We start from the raw sequence: 26,312 nt of genomic DNA, 5'->3' as shown, positions 1-26,312 counted from the left end.
AATCGTCCCGGCATTGATTTTCGGCTTCTGATGGAATAAACTGATAAAAATTGCAAAAAGTATTGTCTGATCCGGCTCGGATTCCTTTCCACTGCATCGAAGAAGGGATGGGATCATGGATGACAACGAAGCCCTGGCAATCATGCGCCGGAAGGTGAATGAACTGGCGGAAGTCCTTGGCGAAGTACTGTTTCCGGGCCCTGACGCCCTTTTCAGCCACCTTTTGGACTCCCTCCAGATGGGCATCTGCATCTACGGCGCGGACCACCGGTTTGTCTACGCCAACAAAACCCTCGCCGACCTGGGCGGCTACGGGCGGGAAGAACTGCTGGGGCGGGAGATAACGGATTTCATTCCGCCCGAGGAACTTCCGGTTTTGGCGGCGCACCTTGAAAAAAGAAAAAGCGGGGATTTAAGCTCCTACGAAATTTCGCTGATAAAGAAAGGCGGCGAAAAAATTAAGGTCATAGCGGCAGGCCATCCCCTTGTGGATGAAACGGGCCGCTTCATGGGCGGATTTGTCGTTTTTTCGGATATCTCCGAACGCCTTGCCCTGGAGGGCCTGTTGCGGGAAAAGGAGGAGCGCCTGGCCCAGCTGGTGCAGAACGCACCCGCCGGAATCGTGGAAATGGACCTTCGCTCCAACAGGTTCATTTCGGTGAACGACGTGGTATGCCGGCTCACGGGCTTTTCCCGCGAAGAAATCCTCACCATGCCGGCGTCGGAGCTTTTCGCCGGGGAAGACCGGGAGGTTCACCGCAAAAGGGTGGCGGACATTCTGGCGGGAAAACCGGTGGCCGTCAACTGGGAGTACCGCATCAACAAGAAGGGCGGCGGCCTGATCTGGGTGCTCATCAACATGAGCATCGGCTACGAGGACGGAATCCCTGTGTATTCGCGGGTTGTGGCCACCAACATCACCGAACAGAAGCTGGTCCAGGAACTGACCGCCATGCAGCGGGACCTGGCCATTGCCCTTGGGAAGGCCCACGACGCAAGCGAGGTTTTCCGCCTCCTTTTGAACACACTTTTGACGATAGAGGGCGTGGATTTCGGCGCTGTCTACATTTTTAACCCGGATTCCGGCGCCCTGGAATTGGCGGAGCAACTGGGGCTTTCGGATGAATTCGTGGCCGGCGCTTCAAGCTTTCCGGCGGATTCGGTTTACGCCAAGGCAGTGATGCGCGGCAAGGCGATTTACCATAATTACGAGATGATTCAAAGCTCCGAGGGAGGCACGCGCAGGGCCGAGGGAATGCGCTCCTTCTTGATGATGCCGCTAAACGACGAGGACCGGGTCATCGGCTGCCTGAACACCGGCTCCCGCACACGGGCCGAACTGCCCAGGATGGTGAGGGATTTTTTGGTCTCCATGTCCGCCCACCTGGGAAGCCTTATCGCAAGGCTCAAGGCCGAGAAGCGGCGCAGCGACACCGAGCAGAAATACAGGACACTGGTGGAAAACGCCACGGACGCCATCTGCATCGTGCAGGACGGAATAATAAAGTTCGCCAATCCAGTGGCTCTTTCGATGACGGGATACCCGGAAGCCGAAATGACGGGCATTAGCTTTCTGCAGCTTCTGCACCCGGAAGACCATGCCACCGCAACGCAACGGCACAGGAAGAGGCTTTCCGGGAAGCTCTCCGGAAAGGCCCACAACTACAGGTTCATCACGAAAGCCGGTGAAACCGCCCTGGCCCAGTTGAGCGGCGGACCCATCATGTGGGAGGGGCGTCCGGCGGTTCTCATGGTGGCGCGGGACATCACGGACGAAAAGCGCATAGAGGAGCAGCTGGCCCACGCCGAACGAATGGAGGCGGTGGGAACCCTTGCGGGAGGCGTGGCCCACGATTTCAACAACCTTCTCATGGCGATTCAGGGCAATATTTCCCTCATGCTGCTGTCCCTGCCGGAAGACAGCCCCCTTGTGGAGAGGCTCAAAAGCATAGAAGGTTGTGTCCAGAGCGGAACCCGGCTCACCGGGCAGCTTCTTGGTTATGCAAGGGGCGGAAAATACGCAGTGGCGACCATCGACTTGAACCTTTTGGTTCAGGAGTCCGCTCAGCTTTTCGGAAGGGCCAGGAAGGAGATATGCCTCAATCTCGATCTTGCTCCCGACCTGTGGCGGGTGGAGGTTGACCGCATCCAGCTGGAGCAGGTTCTTCTCAATCTTTTCGTTAACGCCTGGCACGCGCTGCCGGGCGGAGGCGACATCATCGCAAGCACGAGAAACGTTGTTCTTTCCGAGGAAGACTGCGCCGGCTTCGGACTTCCCGCCGGTTTTTACGTGCGGCTTTCCATTGCCGACAACGGCGTGGGCATGGATGAGGCGGTCAAAAAGCGCATTTTCGAGCCCTTTTTCACCACCCGGCAGAAGGGCGCTGGCGCTGGCCTGGGCCTTGCGTCATCCTACGCCATAATCAAGAACCACCGGGGCATGATTCACGTTTTGAGCGAACCGAAAAAGGGCGCGACCTTTTCCATTTTCCTGCCGGCCACGGATAAGGACCCTGAAGTCACCACTGCGGCGGGCTTCTCCCTTTTCAGGGGCGAAGGCCTGGTGATGCTGGTTGACGACGACCCCATGATCCTGGACGTAGCCGCTTCCATGCTCGCAGAAATGGGATTTCGGGTGATAAGCGCAAACGGCGGAAAAAAGGCTGTGGAGCTTTTCAGGGCCAGGGCCTCGGAAATCACCCTGGTCATTCTCGATCTCGTGATGCCCGACATGAACGGAGGCGAAACCTTCAAAAAGCTTCGGGAAGAGCGGGCGGACATCCCCGTGATCCTGGCCTCCGGCTATGGCGAAACAAGCCAGATACGGGAAATCATGGCAGGGGGCGGGGTGGAGTTTCTGCAGAAACCCTTCGACATGACCGATCTTTCCGCGAAACTTCGCAAGATTTTGTCAAAATGAGGGGCTGTCCGCACCGGTCAGGAACGTTTTCCCCAAAAACCCGCCCGGCCATTACCGGTCTTTCTTGACGCAGTGGCCGGGCTTTTCTATACTGCGTCAAAATCCGCCCTTTTCGCCGCCTTTTCCGGCTCCCTGCAACAAGGCCGGAAAAAAAGCGTCCCTGCGGAATTGAGGCGGCACCGCAGGCCGGACAGCCCGGCCTGTATGAATATCAAGGAGAAGATGCGCATGGCATGGGATTGGGACAAACTGAAGGATCAGCAAAAAGACCGCAGGCCGGTGATGCCGCCCATACCGCCCAAAGTGGAGGAGGTTTTCCGGCGCTTTTCAGGTCCGGGCAGGGACAGGTTCGCATGGCTGTGGGCTATACCGGTTTTGTTGCTTTTAATGACGCTTTACAGCATGTTTTACACGGTTCAGGCCAACGAGCAGGCTGTGATGCAGCGCTTCGGCAGGTACACCGTCACCCAGGGGCCCGGCATCCACATGAAGCTGCCGTACCCCATCGAGACCGCCACCAAGGTGAACGTGCTGGAATACCGCACTGAAACCTTCGGAGACGAGGTGGGTGTACAGGGCGAGGCCGGGCATGACCTGGATACCGACAACGTGGCGCTCATGCTCACGGGCGACCTGAACGTGGCCGTGGTCCCCTGGATAGTCCAGTACAGGGTCAGCGAGGCCAAGGATTTTCTGTTCAACGTCAGAAACGCCCAGAAAACGCTCCGGGACCTTGCCGAAGCCGCCATGCGCCAGGTGGTGGGGGACCACAGCATCGACGAGATCATCAGCAAGCGCTCGGAGATAAACACCAAGGTGAGAAAGCTCCTGCAAAAGGAGCTGGATATAGTGAAAATGGGGATAACAGTTAAGGACGTGGCTTTGAAGACGGCCACGGTTCCGCCCCCGGTCCTGGCCTCGTTCAACGAGGTCAACCAGGCCCGGCAGGAGAGGGAGCAGCTTATTTATCAGGCCAAGGAGGAGTACAACAAGGCCATTCCGGCGGCCATAGGCGACGCCCAGAAAACCATAAAGTACGCCGACGGCTACGCCGTTGACCGCACCAACAGGGCCAAGGGCGACGCGGCCCTTTTTTCCAGCGTCTGGGCCGAGTACGAGAAGGCCCCTGAGGTCACAAGGCGGCGTCTTTACCTGGAGGCCATGAAGGATATCCTGCCCAACCTGGGCAAGGTGTTCATCATTGATTCCAGGCAGAGAAACCTGGTTCCCCTTCTTGACGTGGGGAAAACAGGCGTAGCCGGAACCCTGACCGAAGGAGGCGCGCCCAAATGAACGCAAACGTCAAACGAGCCATAGGGGTTGGAGTTGCAACCCTGGCTGTCATCGTCTTTCTTGCTTCGGCCTATATAGTGGACGCGCGCGAACAGGTGGTGGTGACCCAGTTCGGCAGGGTAATCGGCAAGGCCGTCACCGAGCCCGGCCTTCATTTCCGGGTTCCCTTCGTCCAGAACGCCAACTACCTGCCCAAAAACATCCTTGAATGGGACGGCGAGTCGGGTGAGCTTCCCACCGAGGAAAAGACCCTCATCTGGGTGGACACCTTCGCAAGGTGGAGGATTTCCGATCCCCTTTTGTTTTACCGGGCCACCAGGACCGAGCGCAACGCGCTTCTGCGCCTCACCGACCTCATTGACGCCGCCGTTCGGGACGCAGTGGCGGCGGCGCCGCTTATCGACACCGTCCGTGAAAGCAACCGCACCATGGAGATTCTGGACCAGGACATGCGGGAAGTGAACGCGGCCCGGGCCAAGGCGGTGGTGAAGCTGGGAAGGCCCTACCTCACCGAAATGGTGCGCAAGGCGGCTGGCGAGAGGCTGGCCCCCTTCGGCATCGTTCTGGTGGACGTCAAGATCAAGCGCCTGAACTACCGCAAGGAGGTGCGCGACTCGGTCTATAACCGCATGGTGGCCGAAAGGAAGCAGATCGCCGAGAAGTACCGCTCGGAAGGCAAGGGCGAGGCCCGCAAGATTCAGGGCGACATGGAGCGGGAAATGAAGCGCATCACCTCCGAGGCCTACCGCAAGGCCCAGGAGATAAAGGGCAGGGCCGACGGCCTGGCCACCGCCATTTACGCTTCGGCCTACAACCGCGACCCGGCCTTTTACAGCTTTTTAAGGAGCCTGGACGTTTACCGGGAGTCGCTGGGAAAGGATGACTCGCTGCTTTTGTCCACCGACACCGAGCTATTCAAGTACCTGGAGGGCCGGGGGGTTGGGAAGTAAGGGCTTTGCTTGAACGAATAAAGTATGGTAGCTCACGACTGGCGGCCAAATGGCCGCCTTTTGTGTTTCGGGCCTGGGGCTCCCCCCCGTAGGGGCGACCGGCGGTCGCCCGCCTCTTTATTTTTGACGAGGGTCGAAGTCATCAATGCTATTAAAGGGCGACCGGCGGTCGCCCCTACGAGGGTGAGGATACCCTGTAGTTTGTTGCCGCTTTGATCGCAACTTGGCATACTCGTCTGATTGAAACTTGGTATAAATTCATCTCCACAACAATTGGGGATTCGGGGGAGGGCGAAATTCCTTCCCGACCCCTGTCAGGGAAGAAGCTGCTTTCGTTCAAGCTGGAAACTGCCGCAGGAAAATTTTTACTGCCGACTGCCGACTGCCGACTGCCGTCGATAAAAAAAAAGGGTCTGCCCCCCCGTATCGGGGGGCAGACCCTTTTTCAATCAGGGCGGTGTCCGGCCTAAAGCCGGGTTACCGGTTTATCCCACCCAGCCCACGAATCCGGCGACCCACTCGGCGGCCAGCTTGAACAGGTTTTCCGCGTAGATGCGGGCCAGAATCTTGGTGTTGGGGGCAAGCACCGTGGAAAGGTTGTCCGTGGGCAGGACCCGGCGGAACTTGTCCACCTTGAAAACCGCAGGGGCCATGCCGTTTCCGGCTGTGGAGGGCGCGTAGGTGTCCACGCCGCCGTCGATGTTTTCCAGGTAGAAGTAGCGGGCGTCATCCGGGCATTCCCACCAGTCCGGGTTGTTGCCGATGCCGTAGCCTATCCAGTTCCAGCCCACCTTGTCGATGACGTATGCGTCGTTCACGAACCAGCCGCCGTCGTCATAGCGAAGCCCGCCGCCCGTGCCGTAGGGGAACATGCGCTTCAGTTCGCTGTCGGGCTGCCTGTTGCCTTCCCTCTTAACCAGGCTTCCGCCGTAGAAGGTGGTGAGGTAATAGGTGCGCCACGCCACGTTCCTTATGAAGTTGCCGGAGTTGTCGGCTGTCATGGCAGGGTGGGGCAGGCCGGTCTGGGCCGCAAGGCCGCTGTTGGAGGGCTTGCGCACCGCTGCGGGAGCGTAGCTCACGGTGTTGTACCAGTTTTTGCAGAACTCCTCCATGTCGTCGCCGGTGCCGTGAAAGTCTGCGTTGGCGTGTGCCGGGGAGGCCATGTCCTCGATCAGGTGGGCAAAGCGTCCGAGGTGGAAATAACGGTTCCCGGTGGAGAAAATCTTGCCGTAAACCGAGTTCGAGTAATCGTAGGCGTTGTCGAATCCGGGGACGCCGTACCAGGAGACGCCGGTACGGGGATCGTAGCCGTGGCTTTTCCAGGAAAGGAGCGGAACGTTGCTGTCCTGGGAAGAGCCCCACACAGAGGTGTTCCAGTCAGCGGAGACGCCGTAGTCTTCCTTCACCGAGCCTTCGTCGATGAACCGAAGCTGGGGATTGACGGCCAGATTGAAGTTTATGTAGCTGCCAAGATACGAGTAGGCGGTCGGGTTGGTGGAAATGAGGTACGTAACGGCCTTCTTGGTGATTCCGGGATGGGTGATGACGTTGTCCCAGGCAAAAGCCGGGGTGCTCATGATGGCCAGGGCTAAGGCTGCCAGGATCAGCTTTTTGACGATGTTGTTTTTCATGGGTCTAAACCTTTCTCTTAAACCGGGTTCCGCTTGGCGGTAACCTGATGGAGTATTTCGTCAGCCTTTTACCTGGTGGCCTTCATGCGCAGGCGGGCCGCCCTGCGCAGCTTCTGGAAATCCGGCGCGGTCAGGCCGGACATGCTTTCCAGGGCTTTTTTCGCCTCGGCGGTTTTCATTCTTTTCAAAGCGCCCGTTCCCCAGTGGATGTAGCTCGAAGCTCCGAAGTTCCTGGTGAGCTCCTGCTTTATGAAGGCGGCCTTCTGGTCTGCGGGCAGGGCGGCGGCCTTTATCTGGGTTATGGCCAGCATCGCGGCTTCCCGGAAGGTGCGGGCTTCCTGCTTGGCGGTGAAGGGAGTGAGGTCCGCTATGGAGGAGGACGATCCGATCACGCCCAGGGCGCGGATGGAGGCCATGATGACCGCAGGGTCGGCGGAATCGAGGCCGGAGGTCGCAAGGGCCAGACCGGACTTGTTCCCAAGAAGGCCCAGGGAGCCCGCCGCGTAGATTCTCACCAACAGGGTGTTTTTCGCGTTGTTGAGTTCGGCCAGAAGCACGTTTACCGCAGCCTTTTCGCCGCAGAGCCCAAGGCCCATGATGGCGGCCTTCTTGCGGTCGGCGGCCAGGGCGTCCGGGGAGGCGTTTACCATGGCCAGGGTGTCTATAAGGGCCTTGTACGCCTGGTATCCGCCCATGCGGCCTATGGCGCGGGCCGCGTTGGTGATGGCGGAAATGTCGGTGGAGGTTCTCAGTATTTTGGTGAGCACCGGCAGGGCCTGCTGGGCGTTCATGTCGCCAAGGAGCATGATGGCGGTGGCTCTCGCCCTTCCGTTACGGACGGTGGTGGCGTAATCCTGGCCGCTGGTTTCCTGGCCTGCAAGGGTGGTAAGTTCCGGCACCGCGCCCGCGCCCTGGTTCAAAATCTGCTCAAGGATGCCGTCGGCGTCGCCGTGGCGGGTGGTGGGGTCTTTCAGGCGGGATACCGGGGAAGCCGCCGTTGCCAGGGCGGGCAGAAGAACCAGCCCTATGATCAGTGCGGATGCAATGAGGGATTTTCTCGTCATGGGTTTTTGCTCCTTGAGGTGTTGGGTGATGAAAAATGCTTACGACTTTTTTAATGATTGAAGGATACAGAAAAATTGTCGTTAGGAAAATCGGGAGAAAGGGTGTTTTTCGGCTGATTGGGCAGGACGCGACGGGTGATGTTTTTTTTAATTCCCAGGTATGATGTTTTGAAATTATTAGTAGCGTATTTTATGATCAACTACTATATATGGTGGTTTTTGATGGTATGCGCGAATGGAGGAAAAACGGGGTCTGAGAATTTCGAAAAGGTCTTATAAAAAGTATGATCCGGCGAACGGATCGGCAAGGCTTGCCAAGCGTCTTCGGGAAAAGGCTTCAGTAAAAAAGGGGGACTCCCTGTCAAGGAAAGTCCCCCCCTTTTTTCTTCTATGTCGCTTTCAGGCCCTGGGCCGGTCAGCGCTTATCCTATCCATGCCACAAAACCGGCGACCCATTCGGCTGCCAGCTTGAACAGGTTTTCCGCGAAGATGCGGGCGAAAATCTGGGTGTTGGGGGCGAGCACCGTGGAAAGGTTGTCCGTGGGCAGAACCCGGCGGAACTTGCTGACCTTGAATACCGCCGGGGCAACGCCGTTTCCTGCGGTGGAGGGGGCGTAGGTGTCCACTCCGCCGTCGACGTTTTCCAGGTAGAAGTACTTGGCGTCGTTGGGGGCTCCCCACCAGTCCGGGTTGTTGCCTATGCCGTAGCCTATCCAGTTCCAGCCCACCGCGTCGATGACGTAGGCGTCGTTGGTGAACCAGCCGCCGTCGTCATAGCGAAGCCCGCCGCCGGTGCCGTAGGGGAACATGCGCTTCAGTTCGCTGTCGGGCTGGGCATTGCCTTCCACTTCGACCAGGGTTCCGCCGTAGAAGGTGGTCATGTAATAGGTGTTCCACGCCATGTTGCGAATGAAATTGCCTGAATTGTTGGTGGTCAGGGCGGGATTGGGCAGGCCTTTCACGGCTTTCAGGCCGTGGGTGGAGGGCTTGCGCACCGCTGCGGGGGCGTAGCTCACGGTGGAGTACCAGTTTGCGCAGAACTCTTCCATATCGTCGCCGGTGCCGTGAAAGTCTGCGTTGGCGTGGGCCGGGGAGCCCATGTCCTCGATCAGGTGCACAAAGCGGCCTATCTGGAAGTAGCGGTTGGACGCGGACAGGATGTTGTTGTAGACCGTGCCGGAGTAAACGTAGGCGCTCTGAAATTCGGGCATGTCATACCAGGATACGCCGGTCTTGGGATCGTAGCCGTGGCTTTTCCAGGAAAGGCTGGGCACCAGGCTGTCCTGGCTTGATCCCCAAACTGCGGTGTCCCAGTCTGCGGAGACGCCGTAGTCTTCCTTCACCGAGCCTTCGTCCATGAACGTGAGCTGGGGGTTGACCGCGATGTTGAAGTTTATGTAATTGTTCAGATACCCGTAGGCCGTGGGATTGGTGGATACGAGGTATTGAATGGCCTTCTTGGTGATTCCGGGGTGGGTCACCACGTTGTCCCAGGCAAGGGCCGGAGAGGCCATTATGGCAAGGGCTGCCGCCGCCAGAACTATCTTCCTTACGATGTTGTTTCTCATGGATCGAGACCTTTCTTATTGACCGGTTTCGCGCTGTCGGGCAAACCGGAAATGGTTTTGCTTTTTCCTGTTACCGGGCGGCTTTCATGCGAAGCCTTGCTGCGGCGCGAAGCATCTTGAAGTCCGGCGAGGTGATTCCGGCCAGTCCTTCCAGGGCCTTTTTCGCTTCTGCGGATTTCATTCTCTTCAATGCGCCGGTGCCCCAGTGGATGTATTCGCTCGATCCGAAATTTCTCGTGAGTTCCTGCTTTATGAAGGCGGCCTTCTGGGTTTCGGCCAGGGCGGCGGCCTTGATCTGGCTTATCGAAAGCATTGCGGCCATGCGGAAGGTGCGGTTTTCCTGCTTGGCGGTAAAGGGAGTCAGGTCGGCGATGGATGACGACGACCCGATGGCTCCCAGGGCGCGTATGGCCGCCATGATTATGGCCGGCTCATTGGAATCGAGCCCGGAGGTGGCAAGGGCAAGGCCCGCCTTGTTTCCCAGAAGGCCCAGGGAGCCCGCCGCGTAGATGCGGACCAGCATGGCGTTTTTGGTATTGTTGAGCTCGGCCAGAAGGACGTTCACCGCAGCCTTTTCGCCGCAGAGCCCCAGGGCCATTATCACGGCCTTTTTGCGCTCGAAGGCCAGGGCGTCGGGAGCCTGGTTGACGTAGGCCAGAATGCCGGAAAGGGCCGCGTATGCCGCCGCGCCGCCCATGCGTCCCATGGACCGGGCCGCGTTGTTGATGGCCGAGACCTCGCCGGAGGATTTCACTATGGCGGCCAGGGTGGGAATGGCCGAGGCTGCGTTCATGTCGCCAAGAAGGGTGATGGCGGTGACCCGCGCCCTGTGGGAGCGCTGGAATGATTCCACGTCCGAGCCTGAGGAAGCCTGGCCTGCCATGGTGGTGAGTTCGGGAACCGCGCCCGCGCCCTGGTCCAGAATCTGCTCCAGGATGGAGTCGGCGTCGGCGTGGCGGGTGGCCGGGTCCTTGAGGCGCGAAACCGGGGAGGCGGCAGGGGCCAGGGCGGGCAGTATAACCAGCCCGATGGCCAGGATTGATACGATGATGGTTCTTCTTGTCATTTTGTTATGCTCCTTGTTGTGTTGGGGTGGTGAAGATCAACGCTCAACCTTTTACGATGATGAGAGATTATATGAAGTTGGTCTTAAGTTAAATCGGGACAAAGGGTGTTTTTGGACTGATGGGTCTGAAATGGCGGGATGGGGCCTTTTTTAATACCTGAGCATGAGAGTAATTGCTGAATTTGAGTGTTTATTTATAAATAAACCACGACATGTAGTATTTTTGATGCCGGGGGCTTGAAGCGCGGATAGGGACGAATCAGGCGGGTAAAAAATGCGTGATTGTAAAAAGTATTATCCGGCGGAAGGGGTAGTTAATACTTTTTACAAAAAAAGAGGGGGACGCCCTCCACCTGGAAGCCGTCCCCCTCTCTCTTGTCAGTAATATCTATAAAAACCGGCGTCTAAGGATTCATGGTGTAGGCGTCCACCAGGGAATAGACCTCGGAGGCAAGCACCCGCTCGAATTTTTCCGCATCCTGAACCGGGGTTTTCATCATGGCCACGCAGGCCGCCTTCTGGGCCTCTGTGGCCGCGCTCTTGTGCTGGATATCCATGGCGTAGCGCGAGAAATCCCGCACGAACACGTTGAAGATCATGTCCAACAGATCGTCGCTTATTCCCTCGATTTTGGCGCTTTCGATGATCAACTGGCCGTAGGCCACGAGGGTGAAGATTTCGCCCACCGCAAGCAAAAAGTCGAAATCGTTCAGCATCTGGTTTCCCAGCTCCATGCCGCTGGCCATGAGGAAATCCTTGTAGGCCTTGATCTGCTCCTTGAAAACGTTGACGTTGGGAAGGTCAACCGAGTTGTAGGCGATGTTGTAATCGTGGAACTGGATTTTGCCGTAACCCCGCGTCTTGCCCTGCTTGAAAAGGTAGGTGTCGTCCTCCGGGCCGTTCAAGCGCGGAACTTCCGGATATTCCTTGGGGTTGAAGAAGTAGTTGGGCACGAGCTTGGCGATAAGGGCCATGTTGACGTGGCGGGTGCCTTCCAGCTTGGGGAAGCCGCGCAGCTCCACCACGGCCTGGGAGAAGTAGGTGTTCTTCTCGAAGCCCTTGGCGGCGATGATGTCCCAGAGCATCTCGTGGACCTCTTCGCCCTGGAGTGACACCTTCATCTTCATGATGGGGTTGTATAAAAGGTAGCGTTTGTCCTCGGCACTTGCGGCCCGCATGTAGTCGGTTGCCCTAAGCCCGAAGAGCTTCATTGCGGCCAGCCGGCAGTAGGAATCCATGAAAAGCCTGCGCACGTGGGGGAAGTCCGTGACGAACTTGCCGTAGACGTTCCTTTTTGCCGCGTGGTTCAAGGCCTCGTAAAAGGAGTGGGTGACGATTCCGGTGGCCCCGGAGCCGATGTTGAACTTGCAGATGTTGATGGTGTTCAACATGTCGTCCCAGGCCTTGGGGCCACGGGCGGAGATGTCGGCGTCGGTTATGGGGTAGTCATGCAGGTTGAACTCGGAGACGTAGTTCTGGGCCTTGATGACGTTTTGCACGCACTCGAATTTTTCGTGATGGGAATCCACCACGAAAAACACGTAATCGTCGGTTCCGTCGATCTTGCCGAAAACCGTTATGGTGGAGGCCTCGTTGCCGTTGCCGATGTAATACTTGTTGCCGCGCGCAAGGTAGGTCCCGTCCGGCTGGGGGTAGAGCTTCATCTCGCTGGAGTAGATATCCGCTCCGTGTTCTTTTTCGGAAAGCCCGAAGGCGCACAGGGGGTTTTCACGCAGAGTTTTCACCGCCCTGTGCTTCAGCTCCTCGTTGTCGCCAAGATACACCGGGTCGAGGCCCAGGGTGGAGACGTGGTACATGTACCAGTAGGCCGAGCCGTAAAAGCCCGTTATTTCGCTAAATTCGTACATACGGTATGTGGAGTAGTACTGGTCCGGGTCGCCGTAACCCCTGGGAAGGAACAGGGTCTCGAAGATGCGCTCCTTTTTCACGAACTCGGCGAAATCGTTGGTGAAATCGAAGGAGTAGAAATCATCCTTCATCTTTTGAAAGCCCTTGTTCTCGAAAAACTCGATGGTTTTCAGCATTATCTCCTTCGAGCGGGCGTCCGGGTAATTGCGGTCCTGGTACTTCTTGGGATTCAAGAGCAGCATGTCGTCTCCTTTGCGCATGGCGTGGGGGTTTATAAGGTCAATCGAAAAGAGGTAATTGCATTACCTGTCAAACTGTCCGAATTATCGTAAGTTAGGTGGTTCCGAGCCGAAAGGCGAGGGCTCACCCAACATTTCTCAAATGATTCAAAAGTGTTGGGTGAACCTGCCCTTCGGGCAGAACCACCCAACCTACGCAAAAAAATTGCCGTTTTGAGAGGTTGTACAATTACCTCTTTATTCAAAGATTTGCGTACTCCTGTCCCTTCGGGCCACGTGCGCCCTCACCGTTTCCAGGAAGGCCTCGCGGGTGACGCCGTAGCGGACCTTGCCGTCCAGTGTGCGCACCGAAAGCGTGTTGTTCTCCTTTTCCTTGCCTCCCACGGTGAGTATGAGGGGGACCAGGGCGAGCTGGGCGTCGCGCACCTTTTTCTGGATGCTCTCGCTGCGGGCGTCCAGGTCCACCCGCAGGCCCTCGTCCTCAAGGCCCTCCTTCACCGATTTCGCGTAGTCGGCCAGGTCATCGTTCATGGCCAGCACGATTGCCTGGGTGGGGGCCATCCAAAGGGGGAAGCGCCCGGCGAAGTGCTCGGTGAGGATTCCGAAAAAGCGCTCGATGGACCCGTAGATCACCCGGTGGATCATTACCGGGCGGTGCCTTGCGTTGTCCGCGCCTATGTAGGAAAGGTCGAAGCGTTCGGGAAGCGACATGTCCAGCTGCACGGTTCCGCACTGCCAGGTGCGGCCTATGGCGTCCTTTATGTGGATGTCGATCTTGGGGCCGTAGAAGGCCCCGTCGCCTTCGTTGATCTTGTAGGGCATGCCGTAGGCTTCGAGAGCGCCCCTAAGGCCGTTCGTGGCCATTTCCCACTGCTCGTCGCCGCCGATGGATTTTTTGGGCCTTGTGGAAAGCTCGAGATGAAAGCTTAGGCCGAAGGTGGAGTAGACCCGGTCCACAAGGTGCAGAACCCCCAGTATTTCGGCCTCTATCTGATCCGGCATCATGAAGATGTGGGCATCGTCCTGGTGAAAGGCCCGCACCCGGAAAAGGCCGTTCAAGACCCCGCTTAGCTCGTGGCGGTGCACCAGACCGATCTCGCCCGCGCGAACTGGCAGGTCCTTGTATGAATGGTGGCCCATGGAAAAGAGGATCATGCCGCCGGGGCAGTTCATGGGCTTAATGCAATGCTGGGCGTCCTCAATGATGGTTGTGTACATGTTTTCGCGGTAGTTTTCCCAGTGGCCGGATTTTTCCCACAGGCCTTTCAAAAGCATCACCGGGGTCTTGGTCTCGGTGTAACCGGCCTTCCTGTGCTCGACCCGCCAGTAGTCCAGAAGCGCGTTCCACACGTTCATGCCCTTGGCGTGGAAAAAGGGCATTCCCGGAGCCTCGTCGTGGAAGGAGAAAAGGTCCATGGCCTGGCCGATCTTGCGGTGGTCGCGCTTTTTGGCCTCCTCCAGGAAATTGAGGTATGCGGCCAGCTCCTTCTTGTCGAAAAAGGCCGTGCCGTAGATGCGCGTAAGCTGGGCGTTATTGGCGTCCGCCCTCCAGTAGGCCCCGGAGGTCTTCATGAGCTTCACCGCCTTCACGAAGCCCGTGTGGGGAACGTGGGGGCCCCTGCACAGGTCCGTGAAATCGCCCTGGGTATAGAGCGAGATGGTTCCGTCCGGCAGGTCGCCAATGATCTCGGACTTGTAGGGCTCATCCTTATATATGGTAAGGGCCTCGTCCTTTGCCACCACCTTGCGGGAGAAGGGGAGCTTGGCCTCGACGAGCTTTTTGATCTCGGCCTCGATCTTCGGGAAGTCCTCCTCGGAGACGGGCGGCATCTCGAAATCGTAGTAAAAGCCGTTTTCGATCACCGGGCCTATGGTGAGCCGGGCCTTGGGATAGACTTTAAGCACCGCCTGGGCCATTACGTGGGCCGCGCTGTGGCGCATTATATCCAGGGCTTCGGCGTCCCTGGTGGTGATGAGCGTTATGGCGGAATCTTCCGTTATGGGAGTGGAAAGGTCCAAAAGCGCGTCGTTTATTTTTGCCGCCACGCAGCCTTGTGAAAAGCGCTCGGAGATGCGCATTGCAACGTCAAGGCCCGTGGGGGGGGAGTCGAACTGCTCGATTCTGCCATCCGGTAAGGTAATGTTTATCATGGTGGTGCTTTCTTTCTCCTGATTCTTTTTGGGGCTTTTCTCGCTGATTTCCGCGCTGTCCGACGGTACGGACCAATCTAACATGATGGACCATGGGCGTTTGCCCGTCAAGCACATTTAGCAGGCTGTCGAAAAACGCTATCCGGCAGTGTTCTGCATCAAAGCCAATTCCGTCACGTACGAACATATTGATTTAGCCCAAGAATTCTGCGATTTCTTGGGCGGGTACGCTTGACTCCTTGGCTTTTCGCACCGCCTTCACGACTCATCGTTTTTCATCAGCCTGCTCAATTCTATCTTTTCAACAGGCGGTTAAAAGGCATATATGCAAAAATTTTTATGGGTTTGGTGGACGCCGGGGACGAAGCGGGTTTATGGTAAGATTTGGGTCATGACGGAAAACGCGGCGGGCTGGCCGGATATCTGGAACCGTCGGTCCTGCCGCTCCATCGGCTCACTTCACAAAGGATGAGGCTCATGCAAAGCGCAGGGGATCTGATTGAAAGGCTCGGACTTATTCGCCACCCCGAAGGCGGATGGTTCCGGGAGACCTACCGCGCAGCGGAAGAAACGCCCGGCCCGGCGCTCCCCGAAAGGTTCGTCGGTAGCCGCTCTTTTTCAACAGCCATTTATTTTCTGCTGGAAAAGGGCGACATCTCGGCCCTTCACCGAATAAAATCAGATGAGCTCTGGCATTTTTACGCGGGGTCAGCGGTCCTCATCCACGTCATATCACAAGACGGCGGCTATATAGCCCTGCGCCTTGGCCCGGACCCGGCTGCGGGGGACAGCTTTCAGCTCGTCGTACCGGCGGGCTCCTGGTTCGGAGCGGAAGTGATGGGCGGCGCTTTCGCCCTTGTGGGCTGCACCGTGGCCCCCGGATTCGACTTCGCCGATTTCGAAATGGCCGACAGAAGGGCGCTTACGGAGCTTTATCCAGGGCATTCGGAGACCATAAGGCGGCTGACGCGGGGATGAAATTCGTTTTGAAGGTTTGGCGGACTGAATTTTTTTCGCCTTGCACCCAACCTGAGGGCTTTGCAGGGGCGCCGCAGACAAGGAAGACGAAGCGGGGCGGGAAGTCATAGTACTTTGGTACATGACGCCCCGCCCCGCGATGTCTGACGCCGTATCCGGCGATTCCTGCGAAGCCCTGCTATTTGGCGTCTATTATCGCCAGGGCCTCTTCGCGGTACGCATCCATCACGTAGTCAAGACCCGTGACCTTGGCGGCTTCCTCGGTGAGAGCGAAGACGTCGCGGCGGGTGATGAGTTCGGGACGCCATTTGCGAGCGCCCGCCATGAGCTGCTGGAGTCCCACGCGGAGCTTTTCGGAGGCGGAGTAGATACCAACCGCGCCAAGGGGGAACTTCTCGATGTCCTTGCCGAATTTTTCCTTAAGGTCTTCGTAGCACACGAAGATTTCTTCCTTGGTGGTTCCGAATTTGTTGACAGTGGGGGGAAGCCCGCCGTCCTCGCCCTTGAGCCACAGGCCGATGTTCTTTCCAACCATGCCGGGGATCATCAGCGCGCGGCCCATGCACACGGCCTTGCAGTAGGGAGCGCCAAGGGCCAGGGCCTTGAAGATGTGGTCCTCGGAGGAGAAGCCGCCCGCAAAGGCGATGTCCGGCACCCAGCGTCCGGCGGCGGCAAGGCGTGCGCAGAGCTCGTAGGCCATTGAATGGATATACAGGGAGGGAACGCCCCATTCCTGCATCATCCGCCAGGGGCTCATGCCCGTGCCGCCCGAAGCGCCGTCGATGGTGAGAAGGTCGAGGCGGGCGTCCGAGGACCAGCGGATGGCCATGGCCAGTTCCCGCATGGGGTAAGCGCCGGTCTTCAAGGTCACGCGCTTGGCTCCAAGGTTCCTGAGGCGCTGTACTTCGGCCATGAAACCGGCCTGGTCAACGAAACCCAGGCGGCTGTGGCGCTCGAATTCCTTGATGGCTCCTGCCTTGAAAGCGGCCTGGTTGGCGGGAAGGCTGGGATCGGGGGTTACGATGTAGCCGCGTTTCTTGAGCTCAAGGGCGCGCTCAAGCTGGCCCACCTTGATTTCGCCGCCGATGCACTTTGCGCCCTGGCCCCACTTGAGTTCAATGGTCTCGACGCCCAGTTTGTCGATGACGTATTCCGCGACGCCCAGCCGGGTGTCTTCCACGTTCATCTGGACCAGGATGTCGCCGTAGCCCTGGTGAAAGCGGCGGTATTCCTCAACCCGGCGCTTCATGTCCGGCGAGTTTTTCACCTTGCCGTTTTTGTCGAACTCAAGTTTGGGATCAATGCCGCACACGTTTTCGCCGCAGACCAGGGTGATGCCGGAGATGGCCGCGCCGATGGCGAAATGCTCCCAGTTCTTGCGTGCGATTTCGGTGGAGCCGAGAGCCCCGGTGAACATGGGCACCTTCATCTTCACCTTGTCCTTCACGCCGAAGGAGCACTCGGTGGAGACGGCGGGGAAGGTTGCGCTGTCCGGGTCGGGATAAGCGCCTTCAGCGCCCAGGGCGTAACCGGCGATATTCAGGTGGGTGTAGTCCACCGGGTAGTCCTTGTCGCAGCCTGCGGTTATCTCGCCGAAGGGGCCGGGATAGAGAAGCTCGCGGCCACGGAATGTCGCCTTGAACATGTCGCAGTTGCCCTTGCAGCCGTCCATGCAGCGGCTGCAGAGGCCGGACTGGGGAACGACGTCGCGGGAGCGGTTCTTGGTTCCAAGGGTTTCGCTGGAGTTTGCCACGGAAAGGCTCATGAGTCCTCCTAAAAAAAGTAAGGAAAAATTAAGTCCGAACAATCTGCGGACACAAAAAAAGTCCGCATCTTCCGAGAGGAAGGAAAGGCGGACCGGCTACGGGTTATGGGTTCTACGGGCATCAAACGTCAGAATGCTAAATGGTGGTCAAACTGATGTCAAGATGTTTTTATTCAGTCCGAATGACAATTATTCAGTAAAACTAAATAATTAAATTTTACAGACAGTAGAGCTTACTCAAAGGGTTTTTGAGCCGACCGGATCATCCCTTCTTGCGGAATGCCCGGCGAGATCGTACAATGGACCCGGATATCCCCAATCTTCCCCCCTTTATCAAGGAGGCCCCATGAAACATTTCTGGTATTTGCTTCCCCTTCTTGGCATGTTTTTTCTGGGATGCGCGTCAGGCTCCAGCGGGAGCGGCGCTGCGGGCGGACGCCTTGCCGCCTGCCCCAACTCCCCCAACTGCGTTTCGAGCGAGGCCGCCGATGCAAGGCACAAGGTGGAGCCTTTCCGGTTCAACAAGGACGCAAAAGAGGCCCTGGACCGCCTGGCCGAAATAATTTCCGGCATGAAGGGCGGCAAAATCGTTGAGCGCCGGGATGATTACATCCACGCGGTGTTTTCGTCGGGGGTTTTCAAATTCAAGGACGACGTCGAATTTCTGGCCGACCCGGAAAAAGGCATTATCCACGTGAGATCGGCGGCCCGGATGGGATACTCGGATTTCGGGGTGAACCGGAAGAGGGTGGAGAAGATGAGGAATATGTTTGAGGGGCGGTAGGTTTTTCGCATGTCTGTAGCTCAATGGATTAGGTAACGTCCGTCGCCAAGGCGTTGCGCCGGGGGAGGCTCCGTCACCCCGGCGTAGGCCGGGGTCCAGAAATAAGCTGCAAACGGCAAAAAGAACGGCAAAAAGACTGGATTCCGGCCTACGCCGGAATGACGGACGCTTCAGTATTACAGTCAATGCGGGCGGGACGCCCGCGCTCCCGGATTAGAGGATCACCGGCACAGGGCGGTTCAGGCTGATTCTATCCGTCGTGATGCGAACGTCCCAGGCGAGAAGCTCCACGCCGGAAGCAACGGCGGCCCGGACTTCCGCGCCCCAGGCCGGGTCTATGGAGTCCGCCGGTGAGAACGTTTCCGCGTCCTGCCGCTGCACAAGAATGAAGATCACGGCCCGGAAGCCTTTTCCGGCAAGGTCGGCAAGAAGCCGCATGTGCTTTGCCCCGCGCGTGGTGGGTGCATCCGGGAAGAGTGCCTTTCCTCCTTCCACCAGGGTTGAGTTTTTGATCTCCACGTAGCAGCCGGGCTTTCCGGGGCCTTCAAGCAGAAGGTCCAGGCGGGAGCCACCTTCAAGGCGCGGTTCCGGCTTTATCGTATCGTAGCCCGAAAAACCCGGAATCGCGCCGTCCCTAATCCCCCTTGCCACCAGCCTGTTCGGAAGAAGAGTGTTGACGCCCACCGGGCTTTGGGGCATGAGAATGATCTCCCAGGTGTGGGCAAGCCTTCTTCTGGGGTTATCGGAAACCGACAGATACACCGGCCGTCCCGGCTCGCAGCAGGCGGTCATCCTGCCGGAGTTGGGGCAGTGGGCGGTGACTGTGCTTCCGTCGGAAAGCTCAACATCGGCCAGGAAACGCTTGTAACGCCGGACGAGGGTGCCGGGAATCAGCGGCGGCAGGGCGATGGAGCCTTTCAAAGGCGCTTCCGGGCAGGTTTCGGCGGTTTTGTCGGGCATGGGATTTTTTCCGAAGGGATGGTTCAATGACACTATCCGAAGAGCGGAAACGCTTTTTGGCGAATGATTTTTCGCGGGGCTTCATCGCCTTCTGCGGTTTTACGGCCCAAAAGGTGGACGAGGGGGCCTTTTCCTCGCATCTTCTGGTACGCGCAGACCACCGCCAGCAGGACAGCTTCGTGCACGCCGGGGTAATGGCCGCCATGGCCGACCACACGGCGGGCTACGCAGCCTATACCGTGACCGACGAGGATTACCGCGTCTTAACCATCGAGTTCAAGATCAATTTCTTCCGCCCGGCGGCGGGAAGCGAGCTTAGGTGCGAGGCCAAGGTGGTCCGAAGGGGAAGGTTGATCGTGGTAGCGGAGTCCGTTGTGTTCGACCCGGTTTTCGGCCCGGAAAAGCCCGCAGCGAAAGCAACTGTAACCATGATGCCGGTGCCCAACGAAAATTTAATGAAATAACGCCACAATGCCCATGAAAGCCATGATCCTGGCGGCGGGCCTTGGAACCAGGCTCCTGCCCTTAACCGAAACCACGCCCAAGCCGCTTTTCCCGGTGGCAGGAGAGCCCGTGCTGGGCCGCATGATACGGGCCTCTGCAAGGGCGGGCTGCGACGGCGTGGTGGTGAACCTTCATCATCTTCACGAAAAGATCGAGGCCTACCTCGCCGAAAACGACTTCGGGATCAAGGTTCGGGCGGTTTACGAGCCGGTGCTCCTGGACACCGGCGGCGGCATCAAAAACGTGCGGGACTTCTTCGGAAGCGATCCCTTTCTTGTGGTGAACGCCGACATCGTGACGGACATCGATTTGAAGGCGGTGGCGGATTTCCACCGCTCCCACGGGGGGGCCGCAACCCTGGTCCTGCACGATTACCCGAAATTCAACAGCGTGGTGGTTGAAGGTGGCAGGATCACGGGTTTCAAGCGCAAGCCGGTTCCCCCGGATGAAAAACTCCTGGCCTTCACCGGCATCCAGGCCGTCTCCCCGGCCATTTTCGATTTCATCCCCGATGGCATCCCGTATAGTTCCATCACGGCCTACGAGGCCATGATAGAGGCGGGGCTGACGGTTCGGGCCATGACCCTCGACCGGCCCTTCTGGCACGACATGGGGAGTTTTGAGGGCTACGAGCGCGCGGCCCTCGAAACCGGGGCCGTGGCCGCCTTCGGCAAAAGGGGAATAAGCGCCGGGGGCCGGGACCTTTCGGTGACCGCCCTTTGCGGGGACGGTGGCGACAGGCGCTGGTTCCGGGTGGAGGCGCACGGAAAAAGCCTGGTGGCGGCAGCCCACGGCCTCAGGCAGGGGCCTTCCGTCAACGAGGCCGACGCTTTTTTCAGCATAGGGACCCATCTGAAAAAAACCGGCGCTCCGGTTCCCGAAATCGCCTTTTACGAGCCCTTCACCGGCCACGTCTACGTGGAGGATCTGGGCGACCTGAATTTGATGGAAGCGGCCAGGGAGGGCGGGGCGCGGGAGGCCCTTTACCGGAAGGTTGTGGAAAATCTCGCAAAAATGGCCGTGCGGGGGGCTGACGGCTTCGACACGGCCTGGACCTTCCAGACGCCGCGCTACGACGCGGACCTCATCATGGACCGGGAGGCCGGGTATTTTCTGGACGCCTTCGTGAACGGCCTTAGGGGCAAGGGCGTCGATCCTTCGGATTTTCTGCCCGAACTGCGCCCCCTGGCCGAGGAAGCCACGAGCGGCGAGCCCTCCTTTTTTCTCCACAGGGACATGCAAAGCCGCAACATCATGGTGAAAGGCGGCCAGCCCTTTTTCATAGATTTTCAGTCAGGTCGGCTTGGCCCCGCCCAGTACGATCTCGCAAGCCTTCTCATAGACCCCTACGCGAATCTTTCGCCCGGCTTCCAGGCGAGCCTTCTTGACTCCTACCTCGGCCATTTCTCGCACCTCACTCGAGTTGACCCGGAGGACTTCCTTCACCGCTACTGGCTTTGCGCCTTTTTCCGCAACCTCCAGGCCCTTGGGGCCTTCGCGTTCCTGTCGCAGGTGAAGAAAAAACCGGGCTTTTCCGAGCACATTCCCCTGGCCCTGGAATCCCTCAAGAAAAGAAAATCCGTCCTCTCCCGCACCCCCCGGTTCGCGGCGCTGGTGGCCTCCCTTTGACGAAGCCGCCGCGCACGTTTTTTGCCTCAGAAGCTCACCACGATGTCGTCGTAGCCCTTGCGCCACTTGGGGGCGTTTAAGGTTTTTGTTTCGTCGAAATAGCCCACGGCCATGATGAGCGGAATCCAGAAGCGGTCCGGGACCTTGAACTCCTTTTTCACCGCGTCGTGGTCGAAGCCGTCCATGGGGTGGGTGTCAAGGCCGAAGTTCTTGGCCGCGTACATGAGGGCCATTGCGAAAAAAGCCGTGTTCTTGACTCCGAAGGCCAGCGAAAAAAGCTCGCTCGTGCCGTAGAGGGAGTCCACCGCGCCCACGAACCAGTCATATTTCTCCTTGGGAAGCCCGGTTGCAACCATCTCGGAAAAATCCCGCTCGAATGTGGGATGCCCCTTTCTGAATCCGTCCCGGTCGGCCAGAAAGATGAGAACCACAGGCGCGTCGGTGATCTTGGGCTGGTCCCAGGCGATCTTCCGAAGCCTCGCCTTGTCTGCGGAATCGCGCAGAACCATAAGGTTCCAGGGCTGGAGATTGAAGCCTGAGGGGGCCTTGGCCGCCGTTTCCACCACCTTCCGAAGAAGATCGTCGGAGATGGGTTTGGCCGGATCGAAAAAATTCACCGCCCTGCGTTTTTCCGCCACTTCCAGAAAGTCCATGGGCTCCTCCTTAAGTTATGGTGGGTTATTTGAGGTCCAAGAGGGACATCGGTTTTTGACCTTCAATCTCAAGGACATTCAGAAACGCGGCCTTCAAGTCCCCCGCCGGGTCGGAAAGGCCCGCCGCGTCAACCCTTCCGGCCCCTATGCGTCCGTGCCCGCCGCCGCTTCCGCCGATCAGGACGCCTATCTTTTCAGCCGCCTTACCTGCGGTTTCCAGGGTCTTGGCCCTCACCGAGTAAAAAAGCGTCTCCCCGAAAACCCCGCCCGTCACCACCCATTCCAGGTCTTTGAGGCAAAGGAAGAAATCCGCCATCTCCCCCACGTAATCGGGAGTGGAGACCGCGCCCACAAAGACGTGGGCGGCGTTTCCGAAAATCTGCATTCTGGACGCCGCGTGGTGGATGGTTATGAAAAATTCCGCCCCCCTTTCCGGGTGTTCGATTTTCGTCAGTACCCCGTGGTCGCAAAGATCGAACAGGAGCTTGTACGCATTGACGTCGTCGTCGAAGGCGTCCCTTGAGAGCCCCGCCGTGTCGGTCTTTATGCCGTAAAAAAGCCCGGTGGCCACAAGGGGGGGGATGATGATGCCAGCCTCCGCAAGGTAGCCCGTCACCACCGTTGAAACCGCGCCCGCGTTTTTCCTAACATCGTAAAAGTAACCGGCGTTTTCGGGCGGGGTTCCCAGGTGATGATCGAAAACCGCGTGGACTGACGTTTCCGGCGGAAGGGAGATGTTGGCCGCGCCCGGAAGGGCGTCCACCACAACCACCCGGTCGTAAGCGGAAAGGTCGCAGTAGCACAGGGGCTGGAGGAAGATGCCCAGATGCCTCACCATGGCCCGGTTTTCGGCCCTCCCCACGAAGCCCCCGTGGGCTATGGTAACCTCCTTTACCCCTATGGCGTCGGTAAAAAGCAGGGAAAGCCCGAAGGACGCCCCAAGGCAGTCCGGGTCCGGGAAGTCGTGGGTCACGATCAGGACCTTTTCAGCCGGTTCGATATGCTCCGCAAGGGCCTTTAAGCGCTCGGAGTCGGTTTCAAGTTCCGCTGCGTTCACGGTTTTTTGTTCTCCATCATTTTTATGAAGCGGGCCTTATGCCTGTAAGGGGCGTCGGTGCAGGCGTCGGCAAGCCCCGCCTTTATGAGGTGCGCGTTCAGGAAGGTCTTGTTGGCCAGAAAGACGTAGGCGGGGGTCGTACCGTCCCGTTCGGGAACCAGGGGGTCAGTCTTATAGGATATTTTCCCCCGCCCGATCTTTTTAACCAGAAATTCGCGGGCGTCGTTTTCCAAGCCCGGTTTGGGCGCGACCCCCAGAAGGCGCAGAATCCGACCGTCTTTTAGCACCAGCCGGTCGGGGAGGATTTCGGCCACCTTGAAATATTCCTCACGGTCAGGCTCGTCCCCTGAAATTTTGGACCCGAAGGTGGACTTTGGCCGTCCCCGGAGTTTTTTCAGGGGCTTGTGAAGCGGATCGGAAAAAAGATAAGGCTGGTGCTTCATGGCCGCTTGGGGGTCAAAGCCGGATTCCGGGTCCTGTTGGATAACCGTGACGCCTGCCTCGGAAAAAAGGTCGTTGGCGGAGTCCATAATCCTCGTTTCGATCATGGGGATGAAGTCCGGGTTGATCTCGTAAGCCACCGAGTTGCGGCCCAGTTTCGCCGCCGCAGCCGCCGTGGTTCCCGATCCCATGAAGGGGTCCAGCACCGTTTCCCCCGGAAAGGTGAACATGGAAACAAGCCGCCGTGGAAGCTCTTCGGGAAAGGCGGCGAGATGTCCGCGTGATTTTTCACCCGGAAAGGTCCAGTGCCCGGAAAAAAAGAGGTTCCAGTCGGCGGTGGTCATGGCCGCCGCCTTTTTTGCCTCTTCCGACGGCGGCGGGGTGGCCCCCTGCTTCTTGAAGATGAGTATGAACTCGTAGTTGAGCTTTAGAATCCCGTTTCTGGGATAGGGGAAGGAGCCCATGATGGAGGCCCCGCCGGAAGTGTTGGTGGTGGTGACCTTGTGCCAGATGACGGCTCCCATGTAGTCGAGGCCCACGGCCTCGCAGAATCGGATTATCTCCGTGCGTATGGGGATCACCTTGTAGCGCCCGTAATAGGCGGCCCGGGCGAACTGGTCGCCTATGTTCACGCACAGGCGGCAGCCGGGGGCCAGCACCCTTTCGCATTCGGTCCAGACGAGGTTGAGATTATTGATGTAATCCGAATATGTGTCCGCGAAACCGATCTGATCCGGGGAGCCGTAGTCCTTAAGCTGCCAGTACGGGGGCGAGGTCACCACAAGGTGGACCGATTCATCGGCGGTTTCCGGCATGTTCCGGGAGTCGCCCCGGATTATCGCGTGCCGGGTGGAGGTCATTGTCTGCCAGTCCCTTCTTGTATCGTCTCAGGTGATTGTTTTCTCGCCTGTTATGGTCGGCATATAAAGCCGAGTGGCCTGATACGTGGGCAAATCGCGTCGGTGAATTTGATTTTGACTTTTAATTCCTATATCATAAAGGCTGAAAAAATGAAATCGCCGATGCCGCCAAGACTGTGCGGCAGGCCCAACAACAGATACGGGAAAATCGCCATGCGTAAAAATTCCGCCCCCAGCCGGTTCTTCAAGGCGTTTTCGCTCCTGGCCGCAGTTTTGGCGTTTCTCCCGGCTTTCTCCTCCTGCGGCAAGGGCGTGAAATTCGCCCCGGCCCCGGCAGGCGACCAGTGGGGGCATCCATACGTGGCCGGGATGAAGGGGGTGGAAAATCTCGTTTTCGACGGCCAGGGCCTCATGTTCGTCACCGGCCTCGACGGCACACTATACCGGGTGGAGCCCACCAAGGACCCCTTTCAGGGACGCATAACAGACTCCATCAAGCTCGGCTCCATGTGCCTGGGAATAGCCGTTGCCCCGGACGGCTCCCTTTACGTGGCTGCGGAGAACGAAAAGGAGAAGCGCCGCATATTCCGGGTGAGCCGGGATTTTTCCGTGATAAGCCCGGTTTCGCCATTTATTTCGGGACTGAACGGCATGGTGGCCGACAAGGCTGGCAACCTCTATTTCGCGGCGTCCAACGAAAGCCCCTTCGAGCCTTCGGGCCGGATACTGAAGGCGGTGCTGGGGAAGGACGAATCCTTCCAGAACCCGGAGGTCTTTCTCGAAGGCGCGGGGCTGGTGAACGGGCTGGCCTTCAGCCCGGATGAGGGCACCCTATATTTCACCGAGACCTTAAGCGGGGTTTTCGCCCTCAACATGGCCACCCGGAAAAAGGAGCAGATATGGAAGCCCTCCGGCTGGCTTCCGGTTGTGGACGACCTTGCCGTGGCCCTGGACGGAACGGTGTGGGTGTGCTACAACTCCAAGGAGGCCCTCCTGCCCATAAGGGACCGCAAGCCCGCCGAAGTTCTGCACCAGGTGCCGGAAATGGGAGCGCCCTCGTCCTGCCGGTTCGGAAAAGGCCCCGGTTTCCGGCCCGACTGCCTCTACGTCACCGAGTTCGGCCTAAAGGGCCGCAGCTTCACCAAAAACGGCAGGGGCGTGTGGATGTTCCCGGTTTCAGCCCAATGAAGGCAGGCGGCCCGAACGTCCGGGCGTTTTTCCGTGCGCGTCCCGTCCCGCCCTATGAATCAGATTCCCCGCCTGGTCAAAAATTCAGTCAATGATTTTTACTGACCGTAAAACATACCGACAGGCTTTTCCTCAAATTCCCTGAAAATTGACAGGAATACGAGCGGAATTATCTTTTGAAGCAAGGAAAATCAAGGCAGGCGGCAACGGTACGTTTCTTGCGTTGCCATGTTATGTTTCCCCCTCATCATTCAACATCATGGAGGACAGCCATGGACCTGATACCCTGGAAATCCTGGGGCGAGCTTTCCGCCGTCAGGAAAGGCATGGAGGAGCTGTGGAACCGTTTCGCCCAGGAAACCGGGCTTTCGGGTTTCGGCTCCCAGTGGAACCCCAAGGTGGACGTGGTGGAAACCAAGGACAGCTTCATCGTGAAGGCCGAGCTCGCGGGCATGGACGCCAGGGACATAGAGGTCAGCCTCACCGGAAGCGTTCTGGCCATCAAGGGCGAGAAAAAGGAGGAGAAGGAGGAGAAGGACCATCAGCACTATTACTCCGAGCGCCACTACGGCTCCTTCAAGCGGATATTCAGGCTTCCGGGCGTCGTCTCCGACCAGGACGTTGAAGCGGCTTTCGACAAGGGCGTGCTCACGGTTACGGTGCCCAAGTCTGCCTCCACGCCGGAAAAGAAAGTTGACATCAAAATCAGGTAGCACCCCAGAAAAACCGAAAGCCGGGCGAA

The 26,312-nt window shown here is 58.3% G+C and carries 20 protein-coding genes; 9 read left to right on the top strand and 11 right to left on the bottom strand.

Annotation, left to right across the window (positions count from 1 at the left end; all coding sequences use genetic code 11):
- The first annotated feature begins 115 nt into the window (after nt 1–115).
- The 3 genes from HZB23_02125 (at nt 116) to hflC (ending at nt 5,163) form a co-directional block, all read left to right on the top strand.
- Nucleotides 116–2,920 (top strand): PAS domain S-box protein, encoded by a 2,805-nt coding sequence (locus tag HZB23_02125; GenBank protein MBI5843449.1) that lies wholly within the window; start codon nt 116–118, stop codon nt 2,918–2,920.
- Nucleotides 2,921–3,148: 228 nt separating this feature from the next.
- Entirely contained in the window at nt 3,149–4,213 is a 1,065-nt protein-coding gene (gene hflK / locus HZB23_02120; protein MBI5843448.1) for an FtsH protease activity modulator HflK, read from the top strand.
- Nucleotides 4,210–5,163: a protease modulator HflC gene (hflC, locus tag HZB23_02115; GenBank protein ID MBI5843447.1), complete on the top strand. Its 954-nt coding sequence runs from the start codon at nt 4,210–4,212 to the stop codon at nt 5,161–5,163. Before hflK ends, hflC begins: the two co-directional genes overlap by 4 nt.
- A 485-nt stretch (nt 5,164–5,648) precedes the next feature.
- Here the strand turns inward: hflC and HZB23_02110 are convergent, their stop codons facing one another.
- From HZB23_02110 to thrS, 6 genes are all read right to left on the bottom strand, one after another.
- Nucleotides 5,649–6,794: a hypothetical protein gene (locus tag HZB23_02110; GenBank protein ID MBI5843446.1), complete on the bottom strand. Its 1,146-nt coding sequence runs from the start codon at nt 6,792–6,794 to the stop codon at nt 5,649–5,651.
- Nucleotides 6,795–6,862: 68 nt separating this feature from the next.
- The gene (locus HZB23_02105; GenBank protein ID MBI5843445.1) at nt 6,863–7,858 is read right to left on the bottom strand and encodes a HEAT repeat domain-containing protein; all 996 of its coding nucleotides are present in this window, start codon (nt 7,856–7,858) and stop codon (nt 6,863–6,865) included.
- A 422-nt stretch (nt 7,859–8,280) separates the two neighbouring features.
- The gene (locus tag HZB23_02100) at nt 8,281–9,426 is read right to left on the bottom strand and encodes a hypothetical protein (protein MBI5843444.1); all 1,146 of its coding nucleotides are present in this window, start codon (nt 9,424–9,426) and stop codon (nt 8,281–8,283) included.
- A gap of 70 nt (nt 9,427–9,496) precedes the next feature.
- Nucleotides 9,497–10,492 (bottom strand): HEAT repeat domain-containing protein, encoded by a 996-nt coding sequence (locus HZB23_02095; protein ID MBI5843443.1) that lies wholly within the window; start codon nt 10,490–10,492, stop codon nt 9,497–9,499.
- Between the two features lie 404 nt (nt 10,493–10,896).
- Nucleotides 10,897–12,603 (bottom strand): acyl-CoA dehydrogenase, encoded by a 1,707-nt coding sequence (locus HZB23_02090; GenBank protein ID MBI5843442.1) that lies wholly within the window; start codon nt 12,601–12,603, stop codon nt 10,897–10,899.
- Nucleotides 12,604–12,837: 234 nt separating this feature from the next.
- Nucleotides 12,838–14,751, bottom strand: coding sequence for a threonine--tRNA ligase (gene thrS / locus HZB23_02085; protein MBI5843441.1), 1,914 nt, complete (start codon nt 14,749–14,751; stop codon nt 12,838–12,840).
- A gap of 477 nt (nt 14,752–15,228) precedes the next feature.
- Between thrS and HZB23_02080 the strand changes: the two genes are divergently transcribed.
- The gene (locus tag HZB23_02080; GenBank protein MBI5843440.1) at nt 15,229–15,729 is read left to right on the top strand and encodes a cupin domain-containing protein; all 501 of its coding nucleotides are present in this window, start codon (nt 15,229–15,231) and stop codon (nt 15,727–15,729) included.
- A 178-nt stretch (nt 15,730–15,907) separates the two neighbouring features.
- On the opposite strand, the gene HZB23_02075 is transcribed toward HZB23_02080, so the two are convergent.
- Nucleotides 15,908–17,494, bottom strand: a complete 1,587-nt coding sequence (locus HZB23_02075; protein ID MBI5843439.1) for an FMN-binding glutamate synthase family protein — start codon at nt 17,492–17,494, stop codon at nt 15,908–15,910.
- Nucleotides 17,495–17,840: 346 nt separating this feature from the next.
- Here HZB23_02075 and HZB23_02070 point away from each other — a divergent pair, with 346 nt between their 5' ends.
- Nucleotides 17,841–18,278, top strand: coding sequence for a DUF1499 domain-containing protein (locus HZB23_02070; protein MBI5843438.1), 438 nt, complete (start codon nt 17,841–17,843; stop codon nt 18,276–18,278).
- A 213-nt stretch (nt 18,279–18,491) separates the two neighbouring features.
- Here the strand turns inward: HZB23_02070 and sfsA are convergent, their stop codons facing one another.
- Nucleotides 18,492–19,187: a DNA/RNA nuclease SfsA gene (sfsA, locus tag HZB23_02065; protein MBI5843437.1), complete on the bottom strand. Its 696-nt coding sequence runs from the start codon at nt 19,185–19,187 to the stop codon at nt 18,492–18,494.
- A 77-nt stretch (nt 19,188–19,264) separates the two neighbouring features.
- On the opposite strand from sfsA, the gene HZB23_02060 reads away from it, so the two are divergent.
- Entirely contained in the window at nt 19,265–19,702 is a 438-nt protein-coding gene (locus tag HZB23_02060; GenBank protein ID MBI5843436.1) for a PaaI family thioesterase, read from the top strand.
- Between the two features lie 13 nt (nt 19,703–19,715).
- Nucleotides 19,716–21,371, top strand: a complete 1,656-nt coding sequence (locus HZB23_02055) for a phosphotransferase (protein MBI5843435.1) — start codon at nt 19,716–19,718, stop codon at nt 21,369–21,371.
- Nucleotides 21,372–21,397: 26 nt separating this feature from the next.
- Here HZB23_02055 and HZB23_02050 read toward each other — a convergent pair whose 3' ends face one another.
- The 3 genes from HZB23_02050 to HZB23_02040 are packed head-to-tail and all read right to left on the bottom strand — an operon-like array spanning nt 21,398 to nt 24,337.
- Nucleotides 21,398–22,024 (bottom strand): nitroreductase family protein, encoded by a 627-nt coding sequence (locus HZB23_02050; protein MBI5843434.1) that lies wholly within the window; start codon nt 22,022–22,024, stop codon nt 21,398–21,400.
- A 25-nt stretch (nt 22,025–22,049) separates the two neighbouring features.
- A complete protein-coding gene (locus HZB23_02045) occupies nt 22,050–23,081 on the bottom strand; it encodes a DHH family phosphoesterase (protein MBI5843433.1) in 1,032 nt (343 codons plus the stop codon).
- Nucleotides 23,078–24,337, bottom strand: coding sequence for a site-specific DNA-methyltransferase (locus tag HZB23_02040; protein MBI5843432.1), 1,260 nt, complete (start codon nt 24,335–24,337; stop codon nt 23,078–23,080). Before HZB23_02040 ends, HZB23_02045 begins: the two co-directional genes overlap by 4 nt.
- A gap of 258 nt (nt 24,338–24,595) precedes the next feature.
- Between HZB23_02040 and HZB23_02035 the strand changes: the two genes are divergently transcribed.
- The gene (locus HZB23_02035) at nt 24,596–25,570 is read left to right on the top strand and encodes an SMP-30/gluconolactonase/LRE family protein (protein ID MBI5843431.1); all 975 of its coding nucleotides are present in this window, start codon (nt 24,596–24,598) and stop codon (nt 25,568–25,570) included.
- Nucleotides 25,571–25,842: 272 nt separating this feature from the next.
- Nucleotides 25,843–26,283: an Hsp20/alpha crystallin family protein gene (locus HZB23_02030; protein ID MBI5843430.1), complete on the top strand. Its 441-nt coding sequence runs from the start codon at nt 25,843–25,845 to the stop codon at nt 26,281–26,283.
- The last annotated feature ends 29 nt before the right edge of the window (nt 26,284–26,312 follow it).

It is taken from the genome of Deltaproteobacteria bacterium, from assembly GCA_016235345.1.
In the GTDB taxonomy this organism is placed as follows: domain Bacteria; phylum Desulfobacterota; class Desulfobacteria; order Desulfobacterales; family Desulfatibacillaceae; genus JACRLG01.
Note: the sequence above shows the minus strand (reverse complement) of the source record. Positions and strands in the feature narration are given on the sequence as shown.

Coding starts and splice junctions, on each gene's coding strand:
- HZB23_02040 (MBI5843432.1), bottom strand. CDS start 24,337: ATGCCGGAAACCGCCGATGAATCGGTCCACCTTGTGGTGACCTCGCCC.
- thrS (MBI5843441.1), bottom strand. CDS start 14,751: ATGATAAACATTACCTTACCGGATGGCAGAATCGAGCAGTTCGACTCC.
- HZB23_02055 (MBI5843435.1), top strand. CDS start 19,716: ATGAAAGCCATGATCCTGGCGGCGGGCCTTGGAACCAGGCTCCTGCCC.
- HZB23_02050 (MBI5843434.1), bottom strand. CDS start 22,024: ATGGACTTTCTGGAAGTGGCGGAAAAACGCAGGGCGGTGAATTTTTTC.
- HZB23_02035 (MBI5843431.1), top strand. CDS start 24,596: ATGCGTAAAAATTCCGCCCCCAGCCGGTTCTTCAAGGCGTTTTCGCTC.
- HZB23_02080 (MBI5843440.1), top strand. CDS start 15,229: ATGCAAAGCGCAGGGGATCTGATTGAAAGGCTCGGACTTATTCGCCAC.
- HZB23_02090 (MBI5843442.1), bottom strand. CDS start 12,603: ATGCTGCTCTTGAATCCCAAGAAGTACCAGGACCGCAATTACCCGGAC.
- HZB23_02030 (MBI5843430.1), top strand. CDS start 25,843: ATGGACCTGATACCCTGGAAATCCTGGGGCGAGCTTTCCGCCGTCAGG.
- HZB23_02105 (MBI5843445.1), bottom strand. CDS start 7,858: ATGACGAGAAAATCCCTCATTGCATCCGCACTGATCATAGGGCTGGTT.
- hflC (MBI5843447.1), top strand. CDS start 4,210: ATGAACGCAAACGTCAAACGAGCCATAGGGGTTGGAGTTGCAACCCTG.
- HZB23_02070 (MBI5843438.1), top strand. CDS start 17,841: ATGAAACATTTCTGGTATTTGCTTCCCCTTCTTGGCATGTTTTTTCTG.
- HZB23_02110 (MBI5843446.1), bottom strand. CDS start 6,794: ATGAAAAACAACATCGTCAAAAAGCTGATCCTGGCAGCCTTAGCCCTG.
- HZB23_02125 (MBI5843449.1), top strand. CDS start 116: ATGGATGACAACGAAGCCCTGGCAATCATGCGCCGGAAGGTGAATGAA.
- HZB23_02095 (MBI5843443.1), bottom strand. CDS start 10,492: ATGACAAGAAGAACCATCATCGTATCAATCCTGGCCATCGGGCTGGTT.
- HZB23_02060 (MBI5843436.1), top strand. CDS start 19,265: ATGACACTATCCGAAGAGCGGAAACGCTTTTTGGCGAATGATTTTTCG.
- hflK (MBI5843448.1), top strand. CDS start 3,149: ATGGCATGGGATTGGGACAAACTGAAGGATCAGCAAAAAGACCGCAGG.
- HZB23_02075 (MBI5843439.1), bottom strand. CDS start 17,494: ATGAGCCTTTCCGTGGCAAACTCCAGCGAAACCCTTGGAACCAAGAAC.
- HZB23_02100 (MBI5843444.1), bottom strand. CDS start 9,426: ATGAGAAACAACATCGTAAGGAAGATAGTTCTGGCGGCGGCAGCCCTT.